The 23,363-nt window shown below is 55.9% G+C and carries 12 protein-coding genes; 3 read left to right on the top strand and 9 right to left on the bottom strand.

What is annotated here, in order from left to right; genetic code table 11:
- The first annotated feature begins 140 nt into the window (after positions 1-140).
- Positions 141-2,477 (top strand): helix-turn-helix domain-containing protein, encoded by a 2,337-nt coding sequence (locus MKY64_RS32280; protein ID WP_340957910.1) that lies wholly within the window; start codon positions 141-143, stop codon positions 2,475-2,477.
- 446 nt (positions 2,478-2,923) lie between these two features.
- Here MKY64_RS32280 and MKY64_RS32275 read toward each other — a convergent pair whose 3' ends face one another.
- The 6 genes from MKY64_RS32275 to MKY64_RS32250 form a co-directional block, all read right to left on the bottom strand.
- Complete coding sequence (locus tag MKY64_RS32275; protein ID WP_340957908.1) at positions 2,924-3,940, bottom strand: glycoside hydrolase family 130 protein; 1,017 nt, start codon at positions 3,938-3,940, stop codon at positions 2,924-2,926.
- Positions 3,941-4,215: 275 nt separating this feature from the next.
- Positions 4,216-7,389, bottom strand: a complete 3,174-nt coding sequence (locus tag MKY64_RS32270) for an alpha-mannosidase (RefSeq protein ID WP_340957907.1) — start codon at positions 7,387-7,389, stop codon at positions 4,216-4,218.
- Between the two features lie 3 nt (positions 7,390-7,392).
- Positions 7,393-9,696 carry a glycoside hydrolase family 3 N-terminal domain-containing protein gene (locus MKY64_RS32265; protein ID WP_340957906.1) on the bottom strand — a complete coding sequence of 768 codons (2,304 nt, stop codon included), beginning with the start codon at positions 9,694-9,696 and terminating at the stop codon, positions 7,393-7,395.
- A gap of 29 nt (positions 9,697-9,725) precedes the next feature.
- On the bottom strand, positions 9,726-11,342 hold the full coding sequence (locus tag MKY64_RS32260; protein ID WP_036730406.1) for an extracellular solute-binding protein: 1,617 nt from the start codon (positions 11,340-11,342) through the stop codon (positions 9,726-9,728).
- A gap of 37 nt (positions 11,343-11,379) precedes the next feature.
- A complete protein-coding gene (locus tag MKY64_RS32255) occupies positions 11,380-12,291 on the bottom strand; it encodes a carbohydrate ABC transporter permease (RefSeq protein ID WP_036730407.1) in 912 nt (303 codons plus the stop codon).
- Positions 12,292-12,307: 16 nt separating this feature from the next.
- Positions 12,308-13,222: an ABC transporter permease gene (locus MKY64_RS32250; protein ID WP_235192024.1), complete on the bottom strand. Its 915-nt coding sequence runs from the start codon at positions 13,220-13,222 to the stop codon at positions 12,308-12,310.
- 358 nt (positions 13,223-13,580) lie between these two features.
- On the opposite strand from MKY64_RS32250, the gene MKY64_RS32245 reads away from it, so the two are divergent.
- Together MKY64_RS32245 and MKY64_RS32240 are read left to right on the top strand one after the other, a co-directional pair.
- A complete protein-coding gene (locus MKY64_RS32245) occupies positions 13,581-16,334 on the top strand; it encodes an alpha-mannosidase (protein WP_340957905.1) in 2,754 nt (917 codons plus the stop codon).
- Positions 16,335-16,361: 27 nt separating this feature from the next.
- Positions 16,362-17,642, top strand: a complete 1,281-nt coding sequence (locus MKY64_RS32240) for a glycoside hydrolase family 125 protein (RefSeq protein ID WP_051478414.1) — start codon at positions 16,362-16,364, stop codon at positions 17,640-17,642.
- 434 nt (positions 17,643-18,076) lie between these two features.
- Here MKY64_RS32240 and ltrA read toward each other — a convergent pair whose 3' ends face one another.
- The 3 genes from ltrA to MKY64_RS32225 all read right to left on the bottom strand — a co-directional run bounded on the left by ltrA (position 18,077) and on the right by MKY64_RS32225 (position 23,298).
- Positions 18,077-19,375, bottom strand: a complete 1,299-nt coding sequence (gene ltrA, locus MKY64_RS32235) for a group II intron reverse transcriptase/maturase (protein ID WP_340950427.1) — start codon at positions 19,373-19,375, stop codon at positions 18,077-18,079.
- Positions 19,376-20,714: 1,339 nt separating this feature from the next.
- Complete coding sequence (deoC, locus tag MKY64_RS32230) at positions 20,715-21,392, bottom strand: deoxyribose-phosphate aldolase (protein ID WP_209876732.1); 678 nt, start codon at positions 21,390-21,392, stop codon at positions 20,715-20,717.
- 148 nt (positions 21,393-21,540) lie between these two features.
- Entirely contained in the window at positions 21,541-23,298 is a 1,758-nt protein-coding gene (locus MKY64_RS32225; protein ID WP_340957903.1) for a methyl-accepting chemotaxis protein, read from the bottom strand.
- Positions 23,299-23,363 lie beyond the last annotated feature (65 nt).

Genomic DNA, 23,363 nt, shown 5'->3' with positions numbered 1-23,363 from the left:
GCTGCTTCACTCCAAAGATTATAATGTTATAATGTTTATAGTAGCACAAGTGTAATCCAGAAGAGAACTGCAATTTCTAAGTCAAGAGGTTCCATCCTAGATTTCTAGTCCGAATATCTTAACACTGGAGGTACTGCTGTATGGCTAATTCCGCACCCAAGCCATCCTTGCTGAACCGGTTCCGGCTGACCTGGAATCATTTCAAGTCAAGGCTGCTGCTGAAATACGCTTTTTCCTATATCCTCATGTTCCTGATCCCGCTCACAGGTGTTACCATCTTCGTCTATGAAAACGCCGTCAAGGGCCTGCGGGTCGAAATTGAACAGTCCAATGTCAATCAGCTCAATCAGGTGAAAAGCACCATCGACGGCCGGATGAACGAGCTTCAGGAGATCGCCGGAAGAATCGCCTATGACAAGCATCTGACTCCTTATATGGTCCGGCATCCCTATTACAGTCTGGAGGCGATTCAGGCACTGGCGAATTACAAGGCCAGCAGCAGCATCGCGGAGGATCTGTTCCTCTACTTCCACGGTGATTCGAATATCTATTCTTACCGCGGGCTGGCTGATCTTCATGTCACCTTCGATACCCTCTATCAGTTCGAGCGCTGGACCCCGGAGGAGCTGCGGCGCGACTTGAACGAGACCCGTCAGCCGCTCGTCCGTCCTGCCGAGAATGTGACCGTCAATTCCCGGATGGAGCCGATGCTCGCCATGCTTGTCCCGGTGAAGCCGAATGACCCTTTCCCTTACGGGACGGTCGTCTATCTGATGAAGGAATCCAATCTTACCGGCGTCATGGATTCGGTTCTGAGCGATTTCTCAGGCAGCAGCTATATCTTCGGCCCCTCCGGCGAGGTGCTGACCGCGAACAGCCATGGCGTCAGCTTTCCCCAGAACGAGCTTCAGACCCTATCCGCCCTTGAGCCGGGGATACACAATCTGGAGCTGGACGGGGAACAGTACTCCGTCGTGTCCGTGCAGTCGGAGGAGAATGGCTGGACCTACGTCACCACGATGCCCAGCTTCCAGTTCTTCAGCCGCGTTGCCCATGTCCAGACACTGATTTTGATTGTCTTCTGTATTACAGTCGTTACCGGCATAGCGGCCGCGCTGCTGCTGGCCAAGCGGCAGTATCACCCGATCCGCGATCTGATGGAGTTCGCCAAGCCGAGAGGCAACAGCAATGAGGCTCCGAAGCTGCGCGATGAATGGGAGTCCATCCGGCAGACGCTTCATGACTACAGTGCCCGGATTGATCTCCAGGAGCCTTTTGTCCGCAACCAGTGTATGCTGCTGCTGCTCAAGCACGGCCAGCCGGATGATCCCGAGATTGAACAGATGATCCTGAGCGCAGGCTTCCGGCATCCGCAGGGACAGGGCCTCTACTTCTCGGCCATCCTGTCCTGGGATGATACCGCTCCGGGCGGCAAGTCCTGGCAGGAACGCCATCTGCTGCAGGAGATGCTGAGCAATATCTGCCTGCCGGGCCCGGATGCGCAGATCTTCGGAATTGAATTCTCGGTCAAGGACCAGTTCGCCCTGATCATCTCCCTTCCAGGGGAGGGGGAGCTGCCCGTTCAGAGCCGGATGGAGCAGGTGATTGAAGCGATTCAGGATGTGATCCGTGAACACTCGCAGCTTGCGCTGAGTATCGGTGTCGGTATGGCCTACCGTGATCTCGCCCGGCTGAACCAGTCTTTCATTGAAGCCGCCGCCGCGCTGGAGCACCGGATGATCCGGCGCAGCGGCCAGGTCACCTACTTCGAGCAGCTTGCGGAGCTAAATCCCGCCGCTGCCGAGAGCTTCTGGATTCCGCGCAAAACCATGCTGAAGCTGGAGCAGAGTCTGAAGCAGGGCAACGAATCGGTAGCGGCCCAGATGATTACCGACACCATTGACACGATCAAGGACGAGCCGCTGCAGGTTCATCTGCTGCGGTGTATCTGCTTCGATCTGCTGAACGCTTTTCTGCGCACCGCCTCCGAGCTTGGTATGGATGAGGTGTTCACCAATATGCCGGAGCTGACCTCCTTCGAGACATTAGAGGAGCTGGAGAGCCGGCTGCTCTCGCTGGCTTCCGCCATTTGCGCGCAGGTCGAGCGGAACACAGAGACCAGTGAGTCTTCCCTGATGGATGACATTCTGGCGTATGTGGACCAGCAATTCGCAGATTACACCCTCAGCCTGGAGCATGTAGCGCTGAAGTTCGCCATCTCGACCTCTTATTTAAGCCGGAGCTTCAAGGAGAAGACCGGCAGCAATTTCTCGCAATATATCTGGCAGCGGCGTGTGGACGAGGTCATCCGGCTGCTGGAGAACACCAGCGCTCCGCTCAAGGAGATTATCGAGCAGGTCGGTTACCTGGATGCGCCCAACTTCATCCGCAAGTTCAAAAAAGAAACCGGTCTGACGCCGGGGCAATACCGCAAGGAACATGCCTTGAAGGGGGCCGCTGCGAAAAGACCGGTTTGATTGGACGGAGCCTCCGCCCTGTGGCTAGGCTGAACCATGGATAGGCTGAACCATGGATAGGCTGAACCTGATATTGCGATGTCCAAGCAATTATTTATCCTGTGAATAGTTAATAGCCTGAACCCCTGAAATCTGGTGAGCACCCCTATAATCCTGCAACAAATGCAACATTTCCCGTAGCGGTTTGGCCCGAATCCGCGATTGTTGCACAAAAGGCAGGATTTCACCTTTTTCAGGCCGCTTAGCAGGCAGATTGTTGAATTCTATGCAACAATCTGCCTGTACACCTGGCTACGTACGAACCGAAGCTGCAAAAAGTGCAACATTTATGTCCTCAATGCCTTATAAAGGAGTTCCCTGGCAGTTGGGAGTGAACCCGTCGCCCGCAGGGGAACCGGGACTGGTTGCTCCACTTCATTGCCTACTCCGATTTCTGAAGCTGCCGCCTACTCTGCTTCCTGCAAAATATGCTCTACCAGCTCATCCAGCGGCACGGTAGCCAGCGCAATCGCGGTATCGGTTACTCCGTAATAGATATAGAGCAATCCGTCCTTGACTACATTGCCGGTCGGGAAGATGACATTCGGAATCTGGAAGCCGAATTTCTCGTAATACGTCTCCGGCTCCATAATGAAGTTATGGGTCCGGGCGATGATTTTCTCCGGCTGCTCCAGATCCAGCAGCATCGCCCCCACGCGGTAGACGATCTCTTCATCTACGCCGTGATAGAGCACCAGCCAGCCCTTGTCTGTACGGATTGGAGGCGTAGAGCCGCCGATCTTCCGCGATTCCCAGGACAGGTTCCCGGCGGTGGCGAGCAGCTTGGGCTCTTCCCAATGCACGAGATCCTCGGAATAGGTAATCCACATGGCGGCTTTCTCCGTTCCGTAAGCCTCGCCCACATATTCTTCGGGGCGGCGGAGCAGCACGAATTTGCCGTTTATTTTCTCAGGAAACAGGATGTTGTCCCGGTCGTTAATGTCCAGCGGCGTGGTGTCCGCGACGAACTCCCAGTCCAGCAGATTGGTTGACTTCAGAATCGAGGAGCGGGTCAGCCAGTGGCCCTCCTCTTCCCCCCAGCCGTCCGGGTAGGCCGGAATGGAGCGCTCAGGGACGCCGCGCCCGGTAGGATAATAGCTCATGGCGCAAGGGCGCAGGGCGTAGTTCAGGTAGAACGTTCCGTCGATCTTCACAATGCGCGGGTCCTGCACACTGCCGTACGGGAAGCCCAGCATATCCGGCGTAACAATCGGCTCATCCTTCACATGGGTGAAGTTCACGCCGTCCTCGCTCTCCAGTAGACCCAGAAAGTTCTTGCACGGAGTCAGGGACCCGGCTGTACGCTCAATCATATAGAACTTGCCGTTATCGATGATAACCGCAGGATTGAACACGGTCACCTTGCGCCACTCATAGCCGCCCGGGACGACAATCGGATTATTGGGATGTCTTGTAATTTGCATGTCTATTCCTCCTGCGAATGATGTTGGTGGTATATAGGAAGCACTGTGGTATACAAGAAACACTTAGGATTTGAACTTGAAGCTTGATCGTCACTGCGGTGAACATTTGGACTTTCGGCCGCTGTTGTGTTTGAATTTCCTGATTATAACCGCTCCTCGCGGTAGAAATCCGGTGACAGCTTATGCTTCCGATGCTAGCTTTCCTACGGAAAGCTTTCAGGCGGACGCTACCGCTCCTGCAGTTCCAAATTTCCCCTCCGCTTCTTTGCTTTCAGTTAATTTCTGTCGTGCTTCTTATATAGCTTAAGCGTCTGGACCTCGTAGGGTCTGAAGGACAGCGGGATCACACCGCCGGATGTCTCCACTGAGCCGGTCTTGCTCTCCAGCAGGTTGACCCGGCAGGCGCTGATCTCCTCGTCCTGCCAGTCCAGCGTGGCTGTCTCTCTGCTGCCTGCCGCCTCATACAGCCGGACAATCGTGCCGCTGCCGTCCTCGGCAGGCTTGATCGTGTCGAGCATGACGTGACTGCTCTGGAAGGCGAGCCAGGCATTGGTGCTTGGATAGCGGCCGGAATGTGCGGCTTCACTGACCGCCAGCAACGGCTCATTCAGCGCTGCCGCTTCCCGCACCACATCGGCCTGCCGCCATTCTCCGCTGTGCGGATAGAGCGAATACGTAAATTCATGCTCCCCCTGGTCCGCATAACTGTCCGGCCAGCGCGGGGAACGCAACAGCGAGAGGCGCAGCACTCCGTCATGGATGTCATAGCCGTATTTGCAGTCGTTCAGCAGGCTGACGCCATAGCCGCCCTCGGACAGATCAGCCCAGCGGTGTCCGCAGACCTCGAATTGCGCCTGCTCCCAGCTGGTGTTGCGGTGGGTCGGGCGCTCCAGCGCGCCGAACGGAATCTCATAGGTAGCCTTCGCGGCCACAATATCGACCGGAAAAGCAACCTTCAGCAGCTTATGCTGCTCCCTCCAGCTTACGCGGGTGCGGAAATCCACTCTGCGGCTGTTCCGGGGCAGGACAATCTCCTGCTCAATCTGCGATTCACCGAGCTGCCAGCGGAACTTCAGCACTGTCTGCACTGGTCCGCTACTGACTACCTCGCGGTCCAGCAGCTTCGCCTTGCCCGCAGGCTGCTGTTCATAGCGCGGGTCTATATCCCAGGCATCCCACAGCGGCGGGGTGTCATGATAGAACTGCAGCTGGTTGCCGGACTGGCCGGGCTGGAGCAGCTCGCGGCCCTCGCTTGTGTCATACCAGCGGCTGATCTCGCCGTCTTCATTGAACTTCAGGATATAATGGTCCGTCTCCCATTGCTCCGGGAAATCGTCTCCCGCAGCTGAATCAACCTGCCGCTCAAGCCTTACTCCGGCTGGCTCTGCAGCCTCCCGCAGCCAGATCGTCCGGCAGCCGAAGGCCGGTACCTTGCGGACCTCCACAGCCAGTGTGTAGCTGTCCCCGCCAGCCTCGGTGTTCCAGCATTCGCTCGCAAGCGGCCCATCTTCATCGAAGGCCTGCATAGCAGCCAGCTCAGGACCACCCTCCAGCTGGATGACCTCCGTCCGCTCCCAGCCCAGGCTGTTGAAGACCACATAAGGGCGGCCTTCGCCCGATGTATTCACCTCAGCCGCTAGAGCGTGCAGGGAGCGGTCCAGCACCTGCCCGCCCAGACGGAAGATCTCAGCGTATTCCTCACGCGAGGTTGTATACACCTCCGGGATGGAAGTCCCCGGAATGATGTCATGGAACTGGTTGAGCAGCAGCAGCTTCCAGCCCTCGGCCAGCTCCCCGGCGGGCAGCAGACGCTGCACATCCGGCTGATCCGGTTGCTCCAGCTCCAGCGCACCGTCCTTCTGCGCCAGCACACTCCAAATCTCTGCCTGCCGGTATAAGACCTCCGCCTTGCGGTTGCTGCGTTTATTGAAGGCATGGGTCGTGAAGGTGCCCCGGTGCAGCTCCAGATAGAGGTCGCCGTGCCACGCCGGAAGCTCCGGCTGACACGCACCGATCTCCGAGAAGAAAGCTTCGGCCGTAGAGAATCCGCTGACCGGCTGGCCCGGCGCGAGATCAGTACGGGCCACATATTCCAGCATCTCATGAGTGACTCCGCCGCCTCCGTCTCCGTGGCCATAGAGCAGCATAAGCTCATCATGCACTTCCTTCTGAGCGTAGGCCTCCCAGTGCTCCAGCACATCCTTCGGGTGGGTATGCTCGTTCACCCCATGGTTCTGATAGGCCACAATCTTCGTTCCGTCTATGCCGACCCAATGGAATAAGGTATGCGGGAAGGGATTGGTATCATTCCAGCCCAGCTTGGTGGTCATGAAATAATCGATGCCCGCCTGCTTCAGCAGCTGCGGCAGGGAGGCGCAATAGCCGAAGGTATCCGGCAGCCATTCAATCGTAGAATGCTTGCCGAATTCCTTCATATAAAAGCCCTGGCCGTACAGCATCTGCCGGACCAGCGACTCCCCGCCGGGAATGTTCAGATCCGGCTCTACCCACATGCCTCCGACCAGCTCCCACCGGCCTTCAGCGATCCGCTCCTTGATCCGCCCGTACAGCTCGGGATAATGCTCCTTGGCGAAGGCATAGAGCTGGGGCTGGCTCTGCGAGTACCGGAAGTCCGGGTACTTGTCCATCAGGGTGCAGACGGTGGAGAAGGTCCGGCTGACCTTGCGCACCGTCTCCCGGACCGGCCACAGCCAGGCCACATCAATATGGGACTGGCCGACCATATGCATCGTTCCCGGGTCCAGTCCCGCAGCCCGGTCAGCCGCAGCAGCAGCCCGTAGCTGCTGTTCCGCCGCAGTCACGGCCTCAGAGTCCAGCAGCAGCTCCTCCTTCATATAGAGCGCGTCCATCACCCGCTCCAGCGCCTTAAGGCTGCGGATGCGGCGCATGTCGCCCTCCGGCAGCAGGAGGGCTGCTTCGTGTACGATTCGCACCGTATACAGCAGGCTGTATACCAGACGATTGACGCGCACCAGCTTGATTTCAATGCCTGTCAGCGGCGGCTTAATCACCGCCTGCCGGTTCAGCGGGTCCTCCGGCTCAGGCACCGGATCATATAGCTCGATGTCCAGATTCAGCCGTTCACCCGGAGCATAAGACGGCAGCGGAATGAACCAGTGATTGCTGTCCAAGCCATGATACGGCGCTCCGCCCAGCTTCAGGAGGCCTTCCCCGCGTCCCAGATAGAGCAGCGCTGCTTCTTCCGGTCCCCAATCCCCCGGAACCGTAATCTCCCGCTGAAGGAAATACGTAGTACCATACCCGCCATCCAGCCGGGAAATGTTGTACTCCTGATGCAGTTCCTCCTCATGCTCATAGCAGCCCGGAGTGAGGTAACGGGATTTGCGCATCGTCCATTCCGCAAGCTCTATCTTCTCAGCCCACTGCCGCTTGGCCAGCCATCCGATGAACCGCTCTATTCGCTTCATGGCTTAGCCCTCCTCTCTGACCTGGAGCGGCGCGCTCAGATACTCTGCGGAGTGAGGGCCTGCCATCACCGCGAATTCTCCCGGCTCGACGATCCGCGTCAGATCCGCTGATACATATTCCAGCTCCTCCCGGCCTACACGGAACATTACCGTCTGCGTATCTCCCGGCTGAAGGCTGATTTTGCGGAAGCCCTTCAACTGCTTCTCGGGCCGGGTAATGGAGGAGACCAAGTCGGAAATATACAACTGGACCACCTCGCTGCCCGCCCGGTCGCCCCTATTAGTCACATCCACGGAGACAAGCGCTTCTTCATCCGCAGAGATTACAGGAGGTTCCACCTTCAGGTTGCTGTACCCGAATTCAGTGAAGCTAAGACCATAGCCGAAGGGATATTCGGCGTGGAAGTCTGTCTCCAGATACCGTTTGCCTCTTGTCCGCCGCTTATAGTAATACACAGGAAGCTGGCCGACATGCTTCGGAACGCTGATCGTCAGCCGCCCCGAAGGATTCACCTCGCCGAACAGGATATCGGCAATTGCATGTCCGCCCTCCTGGCCCGGGTACCACGCCTCCAGAATGGCGTCGGCATGCTCTACAATCCAAGGCTCGGCAATCGGACGGCCGTTGATATAGACCACAATCAGCGGCTTACCCAGCTTGTGAAGCTCCTGCACCAGCTCAAGCTGCACACCCATCAGATTCAATGTGGCCCGGTCGATGCCCTCCCCGCTTTCCATGTCGCTCCAGGAATGTTCCGTCACAACAGAAGCGCCGGTGAGCAGATCAATCGTCCCCTCACCGAAGTCTCTGGCGCTGGAGCCGCCAATGGCCAGCACCACCGCATCGGCTTCAGCCGCACAGGCCAGCGCAGGGGTAAAGCCTTCGCGGGAATCGCCCTTGATCCGGCAGCCGGGTGCGTACAGGACCTTGTCCGCTTCGCCGCCCAGCGCCTGCCGGATGCCGTCCAGCACGGTAACAATCGCGCCTGCGGGCTGCGGCGAGGTGTAGTCGCCAAGCTGGTTGTACGGCGCATCCGCATTGGGACCGATTACGGCAAGCTTGCGAATCTCCTTGCTTAGCGGCAGCGCTGCGTTCTCATTCTTCAGCATGATGATGCTCTCACCGGCGATCCGCCGCGCCAGCTCCCGGTGCTCCGGCTTGCCGATGATTTGCTCTGCCTGCTCAGGATCGGCATAGGGACGGTCGAACAACCCGAGCTTGAACTTCAGCTCCAGAATCCGTGCCGCCGCGCGGTCCAGATCGGATTCCTGCAGCCGTCCATGCTCGATCGCGGACGCGATATGCTGCTCGAACATCTCGCCCGACATCTCCATATCGATGCCGGCCAGCAGTGCCTGGGCTACAGCCGTTTCTCCGCTATCTGCGGTGTTATGACCATTCGTCAGCATGCCCAGCGCTCCGCAGTCCGTGATCACGAACCCGTCAAAGCCCCATTGCTCCCGCAGCACATCCTGCAAAAGATAACGGTTCGTCGTACAAGGTACGCCGTCAATCTCGTTGTACGCTGTCATAATGGACAGCGCCCCGGCCTCTACCGCCTTACGGAACGGCAGCAGATCGACCTCATGCAGCTCGCGCAGTCCCATATGCACAGGCGCGGAGTTCCGCCCGCCTTCCGAGCTGCCGTAGGCGGCGAAGTGCTTCAAGGTGGCCAGCACGGAATCCTCCGCGTCCAGCCGTTCCCCCTGCAAGCCCTTCACGGCTTCTACACCCATCGCCGCGATCAGGAACGGATCTTCGCCGAAGGTCTCCTCCGTCCGGCCCCAGCGCGGATCACGCACCACATCAAGCACCGGCGAGTAGGTCGCCGCTCCGCCCTGGCTGCGGGTCTCCAGCGCCACCACCCGGCACATCTCCCGGTACAGCTCCGGGTTCCACATACTGCCCAGAGCCAGCGGAACCGGAAATACGGTTGCGCCGATTGCCATATGCCCGTGGGAGCATTCTTCGCCGAACAGAATCGGAATCCCGAGCCGGCTCTCCTGCATGGCGTAAGCCTGAATTGCATTAACAGCCTCCGCCCCCTCCTTCGGGGACAGGCCGGTCTCCAGCGTGACCCCGGTCCACGGGTCGGCACGCAGCGTCCCATACAGGGAGCCGACACCTCCGGCGGCAACCTGGCGCTTGAAGGCTTCCGTCATGCCTGTGGTTCCGTCCGCGTGCTTCTCATAGCACTGCCAGCCGAAAGGCTGGACTAATTGTCCAGCCTTCTCTCCAAGCGTCATGCGCTGCAGCAGGTCCTGTACCCGATCCGCCACAGATTGTGTTTTATCCTTATAGATCATTTTTACAGCACCTTTCTGCCGGGCCTGATTTAGTTGGTTTTCCAGCGGTCATAGGCAGCCTGGTTAATCTCGGCTACACGTTCTCCGCCCATCTTCTTGACAGTGGCCACATAGTTATCCCAGCCGGTCAGCGGCTCGGCTCCGGTAATGAACTTCGCTTCCATCTGCTTCACATAAGTGCTCAGGTCCGAATTCAGACTGCTGATTTCCGTCTGCTCTTCCACGGTGAGGAACAGGGCCGGGAATGGAATGCGCGCGCCTTTATCCAGCAGCTTCTGCTTGGTCTCCTGCTCTACCCAGAGGTCAAAGTCCGTCTTCAGCCCCTTGTTAATATCATCCATGGACAGGGTTGGTGCAGGAATACCGTAGTTCGGCGTCAAGGTAGCCCGGAAATCTTCCATTTCCTTGCCGTCCGGTACAGGCAGGTATTGCTTCACGCGGTTGTCTTTGTCGGTGTACTCCCAGAGCGTTCCCTCCGGCCCTTTGTTGAAGAATAGGGCGCCTTCATAGGAATAGAGGTAATCTACCCAGCGGAGCGAGGCTTCCGGCGCCGGATTGCTGTTCGTGATGGCGAATGCGCCTGTCGTAATTCCTCTGTTCTTGGCAATCGCTGGAGCGGACACCGATTCACTGCGCACAGGGGCGAACATCGGATCTGACGTGGACGGCTCTCCACCCTTCGTCATATAAGCGTGCCAGTCGGAAAAGAGCGCCACGCGGTTATTCTGCGCCTTGGCCTTCTTCTGCTCCGCCGTCTGCGAGAAGCTCTCATGATCCAGCAGCTCCTCGGACCATAGACGGTTCATATACGTCAGATACTCCTTATAGCCTTCTTCGAGCGGTGTATAGTGGACCTTATCCGCATCGTCTACATAGATTTCTTCTTCATAGATGCCAAAAGCGCCCAGCAGCCAGGTGCGGATATCGCGGAGGTTCGCGGCTGTTGTCGTCACTGAAGAGATCGGAATTTCATCGGCGGTTCCGTTGCCGTTCGGATCTTCCTCCTTCACGCGCTTCAGGTAGGTGTACAGCTCCTCGGTCGTTTCCGGCAGCTTATCGATGTTCAGCGCCTTCAGGAAGTCGCCGTTATACCACATCGGGTTGCGGTACCAGTGCTGGCTCATTTCCACCACCGGCAGGGAGTAGATATGACCGTCCGGGGCGGTAATCGATTTGCGCACATCCGGGTTCTGCTCCAACAGCGCCTTGAAGTTCGGGGCATACTCTTCGATCAGGTCCTCCAGCGGGATCAGAATCCCCTGTTCGCCGTAATTCATCTGCTCGGCAGTCGTCAGACCGGCCGCATAGAAGATATCAGGGTAATCGCCGCTGGCGAACACCAGATTCTTTTTGGTATCGAAGCTGTCCTTCGGCGCATTTTTATATTCCATCGTAATCCCGGTCTTCTCCTTCATCTGCTGGAGCACCGGCATGTTCTCCCAGTTCTGGATGCCCACATCCGGGGCCATCATGGACAGAGTGATCGGCTCACTCACAATCGGGAAGCCTTCTTTGTTCACTGTAGCCTCTCCGGTACCCTTGTCCGTTTTACCTTCATTTGCCCCCGAGCTTCCGCAGCCTGCCAGCAGTCCAACAATCACAGCTGATGACAGCAGAATCTTCCATGGTTTACGTGTGATCTGCATTAATAATTCCTCCCTTAGGTTCATTACATTTTAACCTTTAGCCTTTCACAGAGCCAATCATGACCCCTTGCACAAAATAACGCTGCAGGAACGGGTAGACCGCTACAATCGGCAGTGTCGACACAACGATAACTCCGTATTTGACCAGCGATGCTGTCTCTGCCTTATTATTCATGGCCATAGCTACCTCGCCGTTGATTGCAGCGCCTGTAGTTTCGGCTGACATTTCCTGCAGGACCAGAATCTGACGCAGCACCATCTGCAGCGGATATTTGGCTTCATCATTCAAATAGATCAGGGACGGGAAGTAACTGTTCCAGTGTCCAACCCCGTAGAACAAGGCCATCACGGCGACAATCGGCGCGGACAGCGGCAGGATGATGCGGATGAACAGCTTCAGATTCGTACAGCCGTCGATGTGGGCCGCTTCCTGTAATTCTTTTGGAATGGTGGACTGGAAAAAGGTGCGGGCGACCACGATGTTCCACACCGATGCGGCCACCGGCAGGATCAACGCCCCCATGCTGTTAATGAGGCCAAGGTTCTTGACGAGCAGATACGTCGGCACCAGCCCGCCGCTGAAGAACATCGTGAACAGAATAAGGCCCATGAACAACTGGCGTCCGACAAAATCAGACCGGCTGAGTGCATACGCAGCAGGCAGTGTAACCGCCAGATTAAGCAACGTGCCCACCGCTGTGTAGATGACGGTATTGAGATATCCGTTCCAGATCTTCGGGTTCTCGAACACCAGCTTGTAGCCGTCCAGCGTCACATTCTTCGGGAACAGCCACATCGCGCCCGAATTGACATCCTGCGGCGAACTGATGGACGCACTCAGGATGTAGATCAGCGGATAGAGGACCACTACCAGCGCAAGGCACAGATAGATGTAGGTGCTGATCAGAAACAGCTTATCTCCCCTGGATTCTTTCATCGCAGTAACCATAGACTTCAACTCCTTTCTACCAGAGGCTGTTCTCACTGGTGCGTTTGGCAATCCGGTTCACGGTAACGAGCAGTATTACATTGACTACCGAGTTGAACAATCCGACAGCCGTCGAGAAGCTGTATTGGGCGTTCACCAGACCGGCGCGGTAGACATAGGTGGATATGACATCGGAGGCTTCCATGTTAAGCGAATTCTGCAGCAGCAGGATTTTCTCGAAGCCCAGGCCCAGAATGTTACCCATGTTCAGAATCAGCATGATCGTAATCGTGGGTATAATCGTCGGCAGATTGATATGCAGCACCCGCTTGATCCGGCTGGCTCCATCCACAATGGCCGCTTCATGCAGCTGTGGATCTACGCCGGACAGCGCTGCGAGATAGATAATCGTCCCCCACCCGGTGCTCTGCCAGACGCCTGAGAAGACGTATACCGTCTTGAACCAGGCCGGGTCGGTCAGGAACTGTGCGGGCTGGAAGCCCAGGAATTCAATCGCCCGGACAATCATTCCGCTGGAGGGCGACAGGAAGGTAATAATCATCCCCGCCATGACGACCACTGAAATGAAATGCGGCGCATAGGTAACCGTCTGGACCGACTTCTTGAACGGGCCGTTGCGGACCTCATTGAAGGCCAGGGCCAGAATGATCGGCAGCGGGAACCCGATGGCAAGCTCATAGAAGCTGATGCTGAACGTGTTCCACAGCAGATCCCAGAAGAAATAAGAATTGAAGAACCGTTCGAAATGGTCGAAGCCTACCCAGTCGCTGCCCGTAATTCCTTTAGAAGGTACGAAGTTTTTGAAGGCAATCTGAATGCCGTACATCGGACCATAATGAAAGATGAAGAAATACAGTAACGCGGGAAGCATGAACAGATAGAGCTCCCAATTCTGCCAGATTCGTTTGCCAAGGGACTTGTTCCCCTTCATTCTCCCACTCCTCTCTATGTTAGTTTTCATTACACATAAATCTGTATCCGCTTCGCATTCTTGCAATGGCCTTGCCTGCTAACGCTTACATCCCAAATTGTAGTGAAACTAAGCTGACACCGTAAATATGTAGGTTGTGCATTGTCATGTTAACGGAGTGTAAAACCGCGCTGTTACGGGGCTTACGAGCTGAATAACTTATGCGGGCCGCTGCTGGCTGACTGCCGTAAATGTGTGAATTATGAACCCTCATCCCCGCTGCAAAAGTTACATATTGTGATCCCCCGGCAGGTATGCAAACATTTGCTACGAATGCCGACACTACAACACCCTACTGAAGATATAGGAGGTTTCTGTCATGACCCGTACAACTGCCCACCTGATCTCACACACCCATTGGGACCGGGAATGGTATATGCCTTATGAGCGTCACCATGTGCTGCTGGCGAAGCTGATGAACGAGCTGCTGGAGACGCTGGAGCAGGACGAGCGCTACCGGTATTTCCACCTGGACGGACAGACCATTATTATTGAAGATTATCTGCAGGTGCATCCTGAGAAAAGAGAGCAATTGGAGCGGTTCATCCGCGAAGGCCGGATTGTCATCGGTCCCTGGTATGTGCTCCAGGATGAATTCCTGACCAGCTCCGAGGCCAATGTGCGCAATCTGCTGATCGGCCATCAGGACGCCGCGAAATATGGCGTGATCTCGAAGCTCGGGTACTTCCCCGATTCCTTCGGCAATATGGGCCAAGCCCCGCAGCTGCTCAAGCAAGCTGACATCGAGACTGCGGTGTTCGGCCGCGGCGTGAAGCCGACAGGCTTCGATAACATGGTCGGCGAGCTGAACAGCACCAGCTATGAGTCGCCTTACTCCGAGATGTACTGGGAATCCCCGGATGGCTCAGCCCTGCTTGGACTGCTGTTTGCGAACTGGTACAGCAACGGCAACGAGGTGCCGGTGGATGCTGAGGACGCCAAGGTCTTCTGGGACAAAAAACTCGCGGATGCCGGCAAATATGCCTCCACCCCGGAGCTGCTGTTCATGAACGGCTGTGATCATCAGCCGGTGCAGCGTGATCTCGCGGATGCGCTGGAGACAGCCCGGAAGCTGTACCCGGACACGGACTTCGTCCACTCCAGCTTCGAGCAGTATCTGAAGGCGCTGGCGCCCTCGCTGCCTGAGGATCTGGTTACCGTGCACGGCGAGCTGCGCAGCCAGCATACGGACGGCTGGGGGACGCTGGTGAATACCGCTTCTGCCCGCGTCTATCTGAAGCAGCTTAACCAGCAGGGCCAGACGCTGCTGGAGAAGGGCGCAGAGCCGCTGGCGGCACTCGCTTATCTGGTCAGCGGGCAGGCCTACCCCCATGCCCTGCTGACCTACGCCTGGAAGACTCTGATGCAGAACCACCCGCATGACAGCATCTGCGGCTGCAGTGTGGATGAGGTCCACCGCGAGATGATTACACGTTTCGAGAAGAGCCGCCATGTCGGCGAAGCTATTATTGAAGAGAGTCTGAAGGCGGTATCCGCACAGATTGGAACCCGGAATGTTGCAGCCTGGGGCGAATCGGCCCGGCCAGTGACGGTGTTCAATACTACCGGCTGGGAGCGCAGCGGAACAGTAAGCGTGGAGGTGATCTTCGCCAAGCGTTATTTCAAGGAAGGGCCGAGTCCGGCGGCAATTGCCGAAGCGTTGGATCAGCTTCCGCTTGAGCTTTCGCGCGGCTGGCTAGTGGACGCTGAAGGGCAGACCGTGGCTTGCCGTGCGGAGGATCTGGGCACCCGGTTCGGCTATGAGCTGCCGGAGGACCAATTCCGCAAGCCTTACATGGCCCGGATGGTCCGGCTGACCTTCGAGGCTGCACAGGTGCCGCCGTTAGGCTACAGCACCTACGCCTGGGTAGAGTCGGCGGATGAGTCTGCCTTGGCTGTTGAAGGCCCGCTTAAGCTGCTGGAACGTGGGATGGAGAATGAATTCCTGACCGTTCAGATCCGCGAGGACGGTTCTTACGATGTGGCTGACAAGCGGACGGGCCGCAGCTTCACCAGACTCGGCGTCTATGAGAACTGCGGCGATATCGGGAATGAATACGTGTTCCGCCAGCCCGAGGGCGATGCTGCACTGACGACCAAGGGCCTTGCCGCCCGGATCTCGCTGGCTGAGCATGAGCCTTACCGCATCACGTATGAAATCGTGCATGAATGGGCTATTCCCGCTTCCGCCGATGCTTCGTTCGAGGACGAGAAGCGCAGAATGGTGCCGTTCCGGCAACGCAAGGCCGGACGCTCTGCGGAGCAGGTGCCACTGCGGATCGTGACCCGGATCAGCCTGGAGACCAGCGGGACCGGCGTTCAGATCTCTGCCACGTTCAATAATCAGGCTAAGGACCACCGGCTGCGTGTGCTTGTCCCTACCGGGCTGGCGGCTTCCACCCTGCGGGCCGATTCGATCTTCGAAGCTGCTGAACGCGAGATTGAGCCGGCAGCGGACTGGATCAATCCGAGCAATGCCCAGCACCAGCAGGCTTATGTCAGCGTGTCAGACGGCAGCGCCGGACTGCTGGTAGCCAACCAAGGTCTGAACGAATACGAGGTGCTGCGGGACGGCAGGAATACGATTGCCGTTACCCTGCTGCGCAGCGTATCGGAGCTGGGGGACTGGGGCGTGTTCCCTACACCGGAAGCCCAGTGCCTGGGCGAGCAGACCGTAGAATTCGCGGTCCGTCCCTTTGCCGGGGATGCGGACTGGACGGAGGCTTGTGCCTGGGCCTATCAGTACCAGGTGCCTTGGTTCACGGTCCAGACCGGCTGGCAGGAAGGCTCCCTCCCTGCTGTCTATCAGCCGCTGGAGTGGCAGGGCCGCACCCTGGCGCTGTCGGCCTTCAAAATGTCCGCAGATCATGAGGACCTCATTCTGCGCTGGTACAATCTGGCGGGCGCGGAGCAGGAGCTCGCGCTGACGCCGCATTTTCCGGTGAAGGCTGTCCATGCCAGTGATATTCTGGAACGGCGCAAACAGCGGGAAGTTCTGGATGAAGGCACTCTCCGCCACTCTGTCGGTAAAGCTCAAATCGTCACCTATGCCCTGCAAACCGTACAACCCTAAATTGACTATGCCAGGAGGAGTTACACCATGAATCTGCCAGCTTCCATTACCGCCTATCTAAATGAGGCCGATGAACGGCTAGCGCATCACCCGAAACTGCAGCAGTTGTTCCGCAACTGCTTCCCGAACACTCTGGAGACTACAACCAAGCTGCTGGATGACGGCACGACCTTCGTGTTCACCGGCGATATTCCGGCCATGTGGCTGCGCGATTCGACGGAGCAGGTGCGGCATTATATTCCTTTTGCCAAAAACGACCCTGAATTGCAGCGGATTCTCCGCGGCCTGATTGCCCGCCAGATGTTCTATGTGAATATTGATCCGTACACCAATGCCTTCAACGAGACGGCAAGTGACAAGCATTACCGCGATACGGACGACTGTAACTTGAACCCGTGGATGTGGGAGCGCAAATATGAGCTGGACTCCCTCTGCTTCGTCGTTCAGCTGGCTTATATGTACTGGAAGGAAGCGGAGCAGACCGATATCTTCGATGCCGCCTGCTACCAGGCGCTGACCTCCATCGTGAACACGATCGAGACCGAGCAGCACCACGGGGAGAAATCCCCTTACCATTTCATCCGGCAGACGCTCCAGGATACGGAGACGCTGCACAATAACGGACGCGGGATGCCGGTCAACTACACAGGGATGAGCTGGTCAGGCTTCCGTCCGAGCGATGACAGCTGCGAATTCGGCTACAATATTCCCTCGAATATGTTCGCTGTGGTCATTCTGGGGTATATCGGCGAGATAGCGAGCGAGGTCTACCAGGATGAACGGCTGGCGGCGAGAGCGGCGAAGCTGCGCAAGGAGATCGACTTCGGCATCCGTACCTATGGCATCGTGACCCATCCGAAATACGGCAGAATCTACGCCTATGAGACGGACGGCTACGGCAATTACTCACTGATGGACGATGCTGGTACTCCAGGGCTGATCTCTATTCCTTATATTGGTTACGTGGGCGTAGAGGATGAGATCTATCAGAACACCCGCCGGTTCGCGCTCAGCTTCGATAACCCATTCTATTTCGAGGGCAAGCACGCCAAGGGCATCGGCAGTCCGCATACACCGGGCGGATATGTCTGGCATATGGCGCTCTCCATGCAGGCGCTGACGGCGGATAACGATGAGGAGATCAAGGAGCTGATCGACATGCTGATCCGCACCGATGCCGATACCGGCTACATGCACGAAGGTTTCCACCCGGATAACCCGGCCGACTTCTCGCGCGAGTGGTTCGCCTGGTCCAACAGCCTGTTCGCTACGCTGATCGGTAAGGCGATGGATAAGGGGCTGGTTTAAGGGGGCAAGGGGTGAACTGAACAGTCTACTCATAGAGGAGCTAACTACTAACAATCTGCAGAATAAAATCACCCTGCGGTGAATAATGCTGGTATCTCACCGCTTTCTGATGGTATATCCAGCCAGTATGTTTTTTCTCTCTCACCGACCTATTGTGTGGAGAGCATTGTTGCATATTTTGCAGGATTCTTATATAACTACTGCTGATCGTGGTAGATTGTTGCATTATTTGCACAAATTCCAGTACAGAGAGCAAATTAGCGTTGACTTTGTTGTATTTCTTGCAAGATTTCGGCACAGACCGCTTCTATTAGGCAGTAATGCTGGTCGAGTAGGCGGGGCCTTTCCTTCGTGGATTGTGCCCCTACCCCTCACAGATCCGTACGTGCGCAATTTACGCATACGGCTCTTCACCCCATCGTTCACAATTGGCCTTAATCGTAGATATTGACGTAGATCCGCGGCTTAGGTAGCCTGAATTCGTTTAGCACTTCGTAGAACCTCTCCCAGGTGAAACTCCTGCGCTGACTTCTGCGGTTTAGCCATGTATAGATCAAGTCGAGCGTTTGCATGTAATAGGTTTTTATTTTCTCCGAGTTATCCGTGATTCCATAGTATCGGTAGTGTCCCGACAGTTTGGACCGGATGACGCCTAGGAAATCCTCCTGCTTCATGTGGCGATTCCACCTGACCCAGCTCTTCATGGCTCTGACCTTCTGTCTGAATTTCTTCCCACTCGTTTTACGCTTTACCCGGAAGGTTCCTTTTCGGCTCTTGGCGCAGTAGTGCGTGAAGCCTAGGAAATCGAATGTTTTCGGTTTCCCTTCGCCCTTCCTCCGTGATTCTGCTTCCGCAAAACGACCGAACGCGATGATTTTCGTCTTCTCTTCCGCAATGCTTAACCCGAATTTCTCCAGCCGGAGCACAAGTGCGGTATAGAAGCGTTCTGCATCTTCTTTGTACTGGAAGCAGCATACAAAATCATCGGCGAAGCGCACCATTTCGGCTTGCCCCCCGCACTGCTTCCTCACCGTCACGGTAAACCATAGGTCAAGGACATAGTGCAGGTAGACGTTGGCTAGCAGGGGCGACACCACCGAACCTTGGGGAGTTCCTTCCTCCGTCGGTTCAAAGTGTCCATCCTCCTGAATACCTGCTTTCAGCATCCGTCTCACCAGCCGGTGGATGTTTGGATCTCCGATTCGCAGTTCGAGGAATTTCATCAGCCATTCGTGATTTACATGGTTGAAGAAGCCGGAGATGTCTGCATCGACGACATAGCTGGTTTTTCCCTGCTCGATGACCCGGTTTAGATGTTTCAGCGCACTGTGCATGTTTCGGTTCGGGCGAAATCCATACGAGAAATCCATGAAGTCTTGTTCATAAATGGCTTCCAGTACTCTTTTCAGCGCATGTTGCACCAGTTTGTCTTCATACGCAGGAATTCCTAGGGGCCGCATGTTTTTCCCGTCCTTTGGGATGTACACTCTTCTCGCGGGCTGAGGTCTGTAGCTTCTTCGCTTTAACCGGTCCACCAGGTGTGTTACATTCGCTTCCACGTTGGCTTCGTACGTCTCTTTGGTCGATCCATCGACTCCGGTTGCCTTTCCCGGTTTCATCTCTTTGTGACTTCTCTTTAATGCTTCTGTGTCAATGAGATGTCCGATGGAGTTGAACCGTAACTTCGGATCTGCTTTGGCCATTTCTGCTATTCTTGTTAATTTCGTTTCCATTTTTTTTTCCCACCTCTGTGTGTGGCCAATGTGTCCTTACCAAGATTGATGGGGTGTCGCCTGCCTTTCCTCCGCCCCCATTACAGGGGTTTCACAGGTCTTATGCGGCAATCCGACTCCCTGAACGCCGTTTGACATTCTTACGTGTTACGGCTTGTTTGCCATACTCCTGCAAAGGTTCCTAAATAGTACTTCTCTCGCAGAAGAGCGTCAGGGTCTCCCGAGTTGCTGAGTAACCATGGGTATACATGCCTGGCTCTTCGACCCCGGGGAAGCTCCTCCATCCTCGCCTTTTTTTTTTTTTTTCGGCTGGAGTCATGTTGTCTTCCGGGAAAGTGAGCCCGTCGACCTTCCCGTTTGCTGCATTTCGAGGCTCCATCACTTTCAGGCCTGCATCCTAACTGTCTACGCTTAAACGGCAGGGTTACCCTTGCCGCTCCAAGACTCGCTATTGGTGGCGTGGCTTTCGCCTTTCCAAGCAGGGGTTCCACCTGCTAAGTTACTCAACCTAGGCTCGGTCGCTCCACTTTTTGCAGGATTTCTCTAAAATTTCCCTGGCTGGAGAGCATGAGGCCTATCCTTCATCCCAGCAGCACCCCTTGTATTCTGTTTTACGCATATCTTTGGCCCACGTACAATAAAAAAACAAGGACCTGGCTAAAACCCACAGTGTCCTTGTTTTTTTTCATACTGTCTCAATAACGCCAACTACCTTGCCCCTCAACCATAGATCATTCATAAAATTGTCCACCTAGAATATATATGGAAATGGAATGAGGGGAGTAATTATGCTAAAGCTGAATAATATCAGTTGTATGTATGCTTTATTATTATTCATTGAATTGCAATTAATGGGGAATGTAAATAGACTGAGTAGGACAACTGGTTTAGATTTCGTTTTTACAAATAGATTGGTCTCAATTTTTAATATAATATTTTTTATTTTAGGTACGGCTTTCTTCGTTTTTTATACCAACAAGCATTTTAAAGAATCTAAATTAAATTATTTCACGGCAATTCTATGGTTGCCATACTTCGCCATTTTCGTATTTGTTTTTACCAGAATATGGCCAAATGTGAATCCTGCCGAAATGCTTCCTCCAGTGCATGGACTCCTTGCTATTGGTGCGATGGTTATATATCCTTTTTATATAACTTTTATCAATTTGTTAAGTACTCTTAAATACAATTAATTTATATAGTGGAACGGCAGCACTCATATGTTCTTTAATAGTTGGAGTAAATCCACCTACCCTACTTCCTCTAAACAGAAAACGGCTGCGTCTCCCCTGAACTCAAGGAGGCCGCAGCCGTTTCTATGTGTTTAACTCACCTCAGCTTAGTAGCCGCTCTGGCTCTGCTCGCCCTTGGCAATCGCTACGCCGCCGCTGGTGCCGATCCGGCTGGCGCCTGCGCCGATCATCACGAGCGCGTCTTCCGCGCTGCGGACACCGCCGGAGGCCTTCACGCCGATCTCAGGGCCGACCGTTGCCCGCATCAGGGCGATATCTTCTTTCGTTGCCCCGCCGGTCGAGAAGCCGGTTGAAGTCTTCACGAAGTCTGCGCCCGCTTCTACAGCAAGCTTGCAGGCCCGGACCTTCTCCTCTTCAGTCAGCAGGCAGGCCTCAATAATGACCTTGGTCAGCGCTTTGCCGCGTGCGGCTTCGACTACAGCAACCATATCGCGCTTCACCAGCTCGTCATTGCCGTCCTTCAGTGCGCCGATATTAATGACCATATCCACCTCACCGGCACCGTTCGCAATGGCATCCTTCGTCTCAAAAGCTTTCGTCTCAGGCGTCGATGCCCCCAGCGGGAAGCCGATTACTGTACATACCTTCACTTCCGGTGTATCCTTCAGCACGGCATGCGCCGTTGCCACCCAGGCCGGATTCACGCACACAGAGGCGAATTTGTAGGCTTTGGCCTCTTCGGCAAGCTTGATAATATCGTCTTTCCGGGCATCCGCCTTCAGCAGCGTATGATCAATAATCCCGGATATTGTAGTGTCACTCATGTTCAATTCCTCCATATAATCGGTAATAGATGTTCACATCCCTTGTATCATACCAATAGTCGGACGCTTTTGAAAGCTGGAGGGCATAACATCTGCTAATCCGTATCCGCTCCGGGCAGCATAGATCAAGCGCACCGAACCCTTAGCCCTATACATTCACCTGCCGGATGGCCTCCCGCAGATCGCCTGTACTCGCGCTGACGCTCAGCGAAGCCTCGTAGACTTCTTTGATTCGCGCCAATTGCAGATCAGTCAGCTCACGGATCTCCCGGGTCTGCTCCGAGACCTCTCCGGCAATATCGGCCATGCTGCCCACCGCTGCCGCAACCTCCTCCGAGCCGGCGGAGAGCTGCTCGGCGGTCGCCGACACATCAATGATCTGTCCGGCCACCTCGCGGAAGGCAGTGGAAGCCTCCAGCAGAGCAGCCTCCGCTTCGGCTGACATCCGCACCCCTTCCTGCACTTCAGCGGATGCTTCCGTCATCTGAACCCCGATGCTTGCCGAAGCCTGGCTGATGTGCAGCAGCAGCTCGGTCACCCGCTCGACTGAGGCCGCGGAGCCTTCCGCCAGCTTGCGTACTTCACCGGCTACGACAGTGAAGCCTCTGCCGTGCTCCCCCGCACGCGCCGCCTCAATGGAAGCATTCAACGCCAGCAGCTTCGTCTGATCCGCAGACTGCCTGATCGCAGCCAGCGCACCTTCAATCTCATCCGTGTACCCTTGCAGCCGCAGCACGATATCCAGCGTCTCCCCGGTGGATACAGAGATCGATTTCATCTGCTGATTGGTGTGGTTCATCGCCGTCTGTGACGCCTCTGCAATGTCCAGCGCCTTGACTGCGAATTCCGAGACCGCAGCCGAGGCCTCCGAGATGCGCGAGATGCCCAGCGCCATCTCATCCATGGCTACTGCGCTGCTCTGAGCGCCTTCCGTCTGCGAGTTAGCCCCGGCATGGATATTGCTGATTCTGCCGCTCACCGTCTCACTCATCTTCAGCACATCATCGGCATTCCTGGCGAAGGTCTCGGAGGAGCCGTAGAGACTGTCAGAGGCGGTAGACACCCCGGATACCATCCCTTTCACTCTGGCATTCAGATCCCCTGACATCTGGAGCATCGCCTGATAAGCCCTGCCAATCTCATCCCGGGAGTTGACCGGACGGGCATGCAGGATACGGGCTGCCCCGGCGAGATCCCCTTCAGCCATCGTGCCCGCGCTCTCTGTAATCGTCACCAGCGGACGCAAGGACCGGGAGACGAACCAGGCCAGCACCGCGAGTGCGCCCAGAGACAGAGCTAGAATAATACTATAGAGCGGCAGGCTCTCCATCAGGACATCACGGGTCAGCGTACTCAGCACAGCAACATCGGTATCAATGCCCAGCGCCCCGACCAGCTTCCCGCCGGTGTCCTTCATAGGAACGAATGCCGAGATATAATCCCCGTATTCGGGATTGCTGATCAGCGGCGTGCTGGCATTCTCTCCGGCAAGCACAGCCGTAACTGCGGCCGCTGGCATATCGGTACTCTCATTAATCCCTGAAGCCAGCGGGTCTCCCTCCGGCCTGCCGTCAATCATCAGCTGCGGCTGGCGGGCATCATCAATCCGCACAAAATATACATAACGGGCACCAATCGACTTCCGGAACTGATCCAGTTCATTGCGGAGCGACCAATACAGGTCCGACTCCTGCGGATCAGCCAGGAATTCACTGTAGCGCCCGGCATCAATCTGCGTCACATAATGGCTGGCAATACTCATGTTGTAGCTGCTGATCGTCCCTTTGACCGCTGATCCGGTGTTCACCCACTGAATGGCGGCATTGCCTGCTGTAATGCAGAGAATCACTAAAGTCATAACACAGAGAATACGGGCAATCAGTCTGGTTCGGATAAAAGAAAACATGGAGGCCTTCCCTTTCGCGCATAACAATTGCGTAGTTATAGTAGGGCCATCCGAAGATGCAATGA

The sequence above is a fragment of the Paenibacillus sp. FSL R7-0210 genome, from assembly GCF_038009085.1.
Classification (GTDB): Bacteria; Bacillota; Bacilli; order Paenibacillales; family Paenibacillaceae; genus Paenibacillus_AQ; species Paenibacillus_AQ silagei.
The sequence above is the reverse complement of the archived record's forward strand: the minus strand, read 5'-3'. Positions and strand labels throughout refer to the sequence as shown.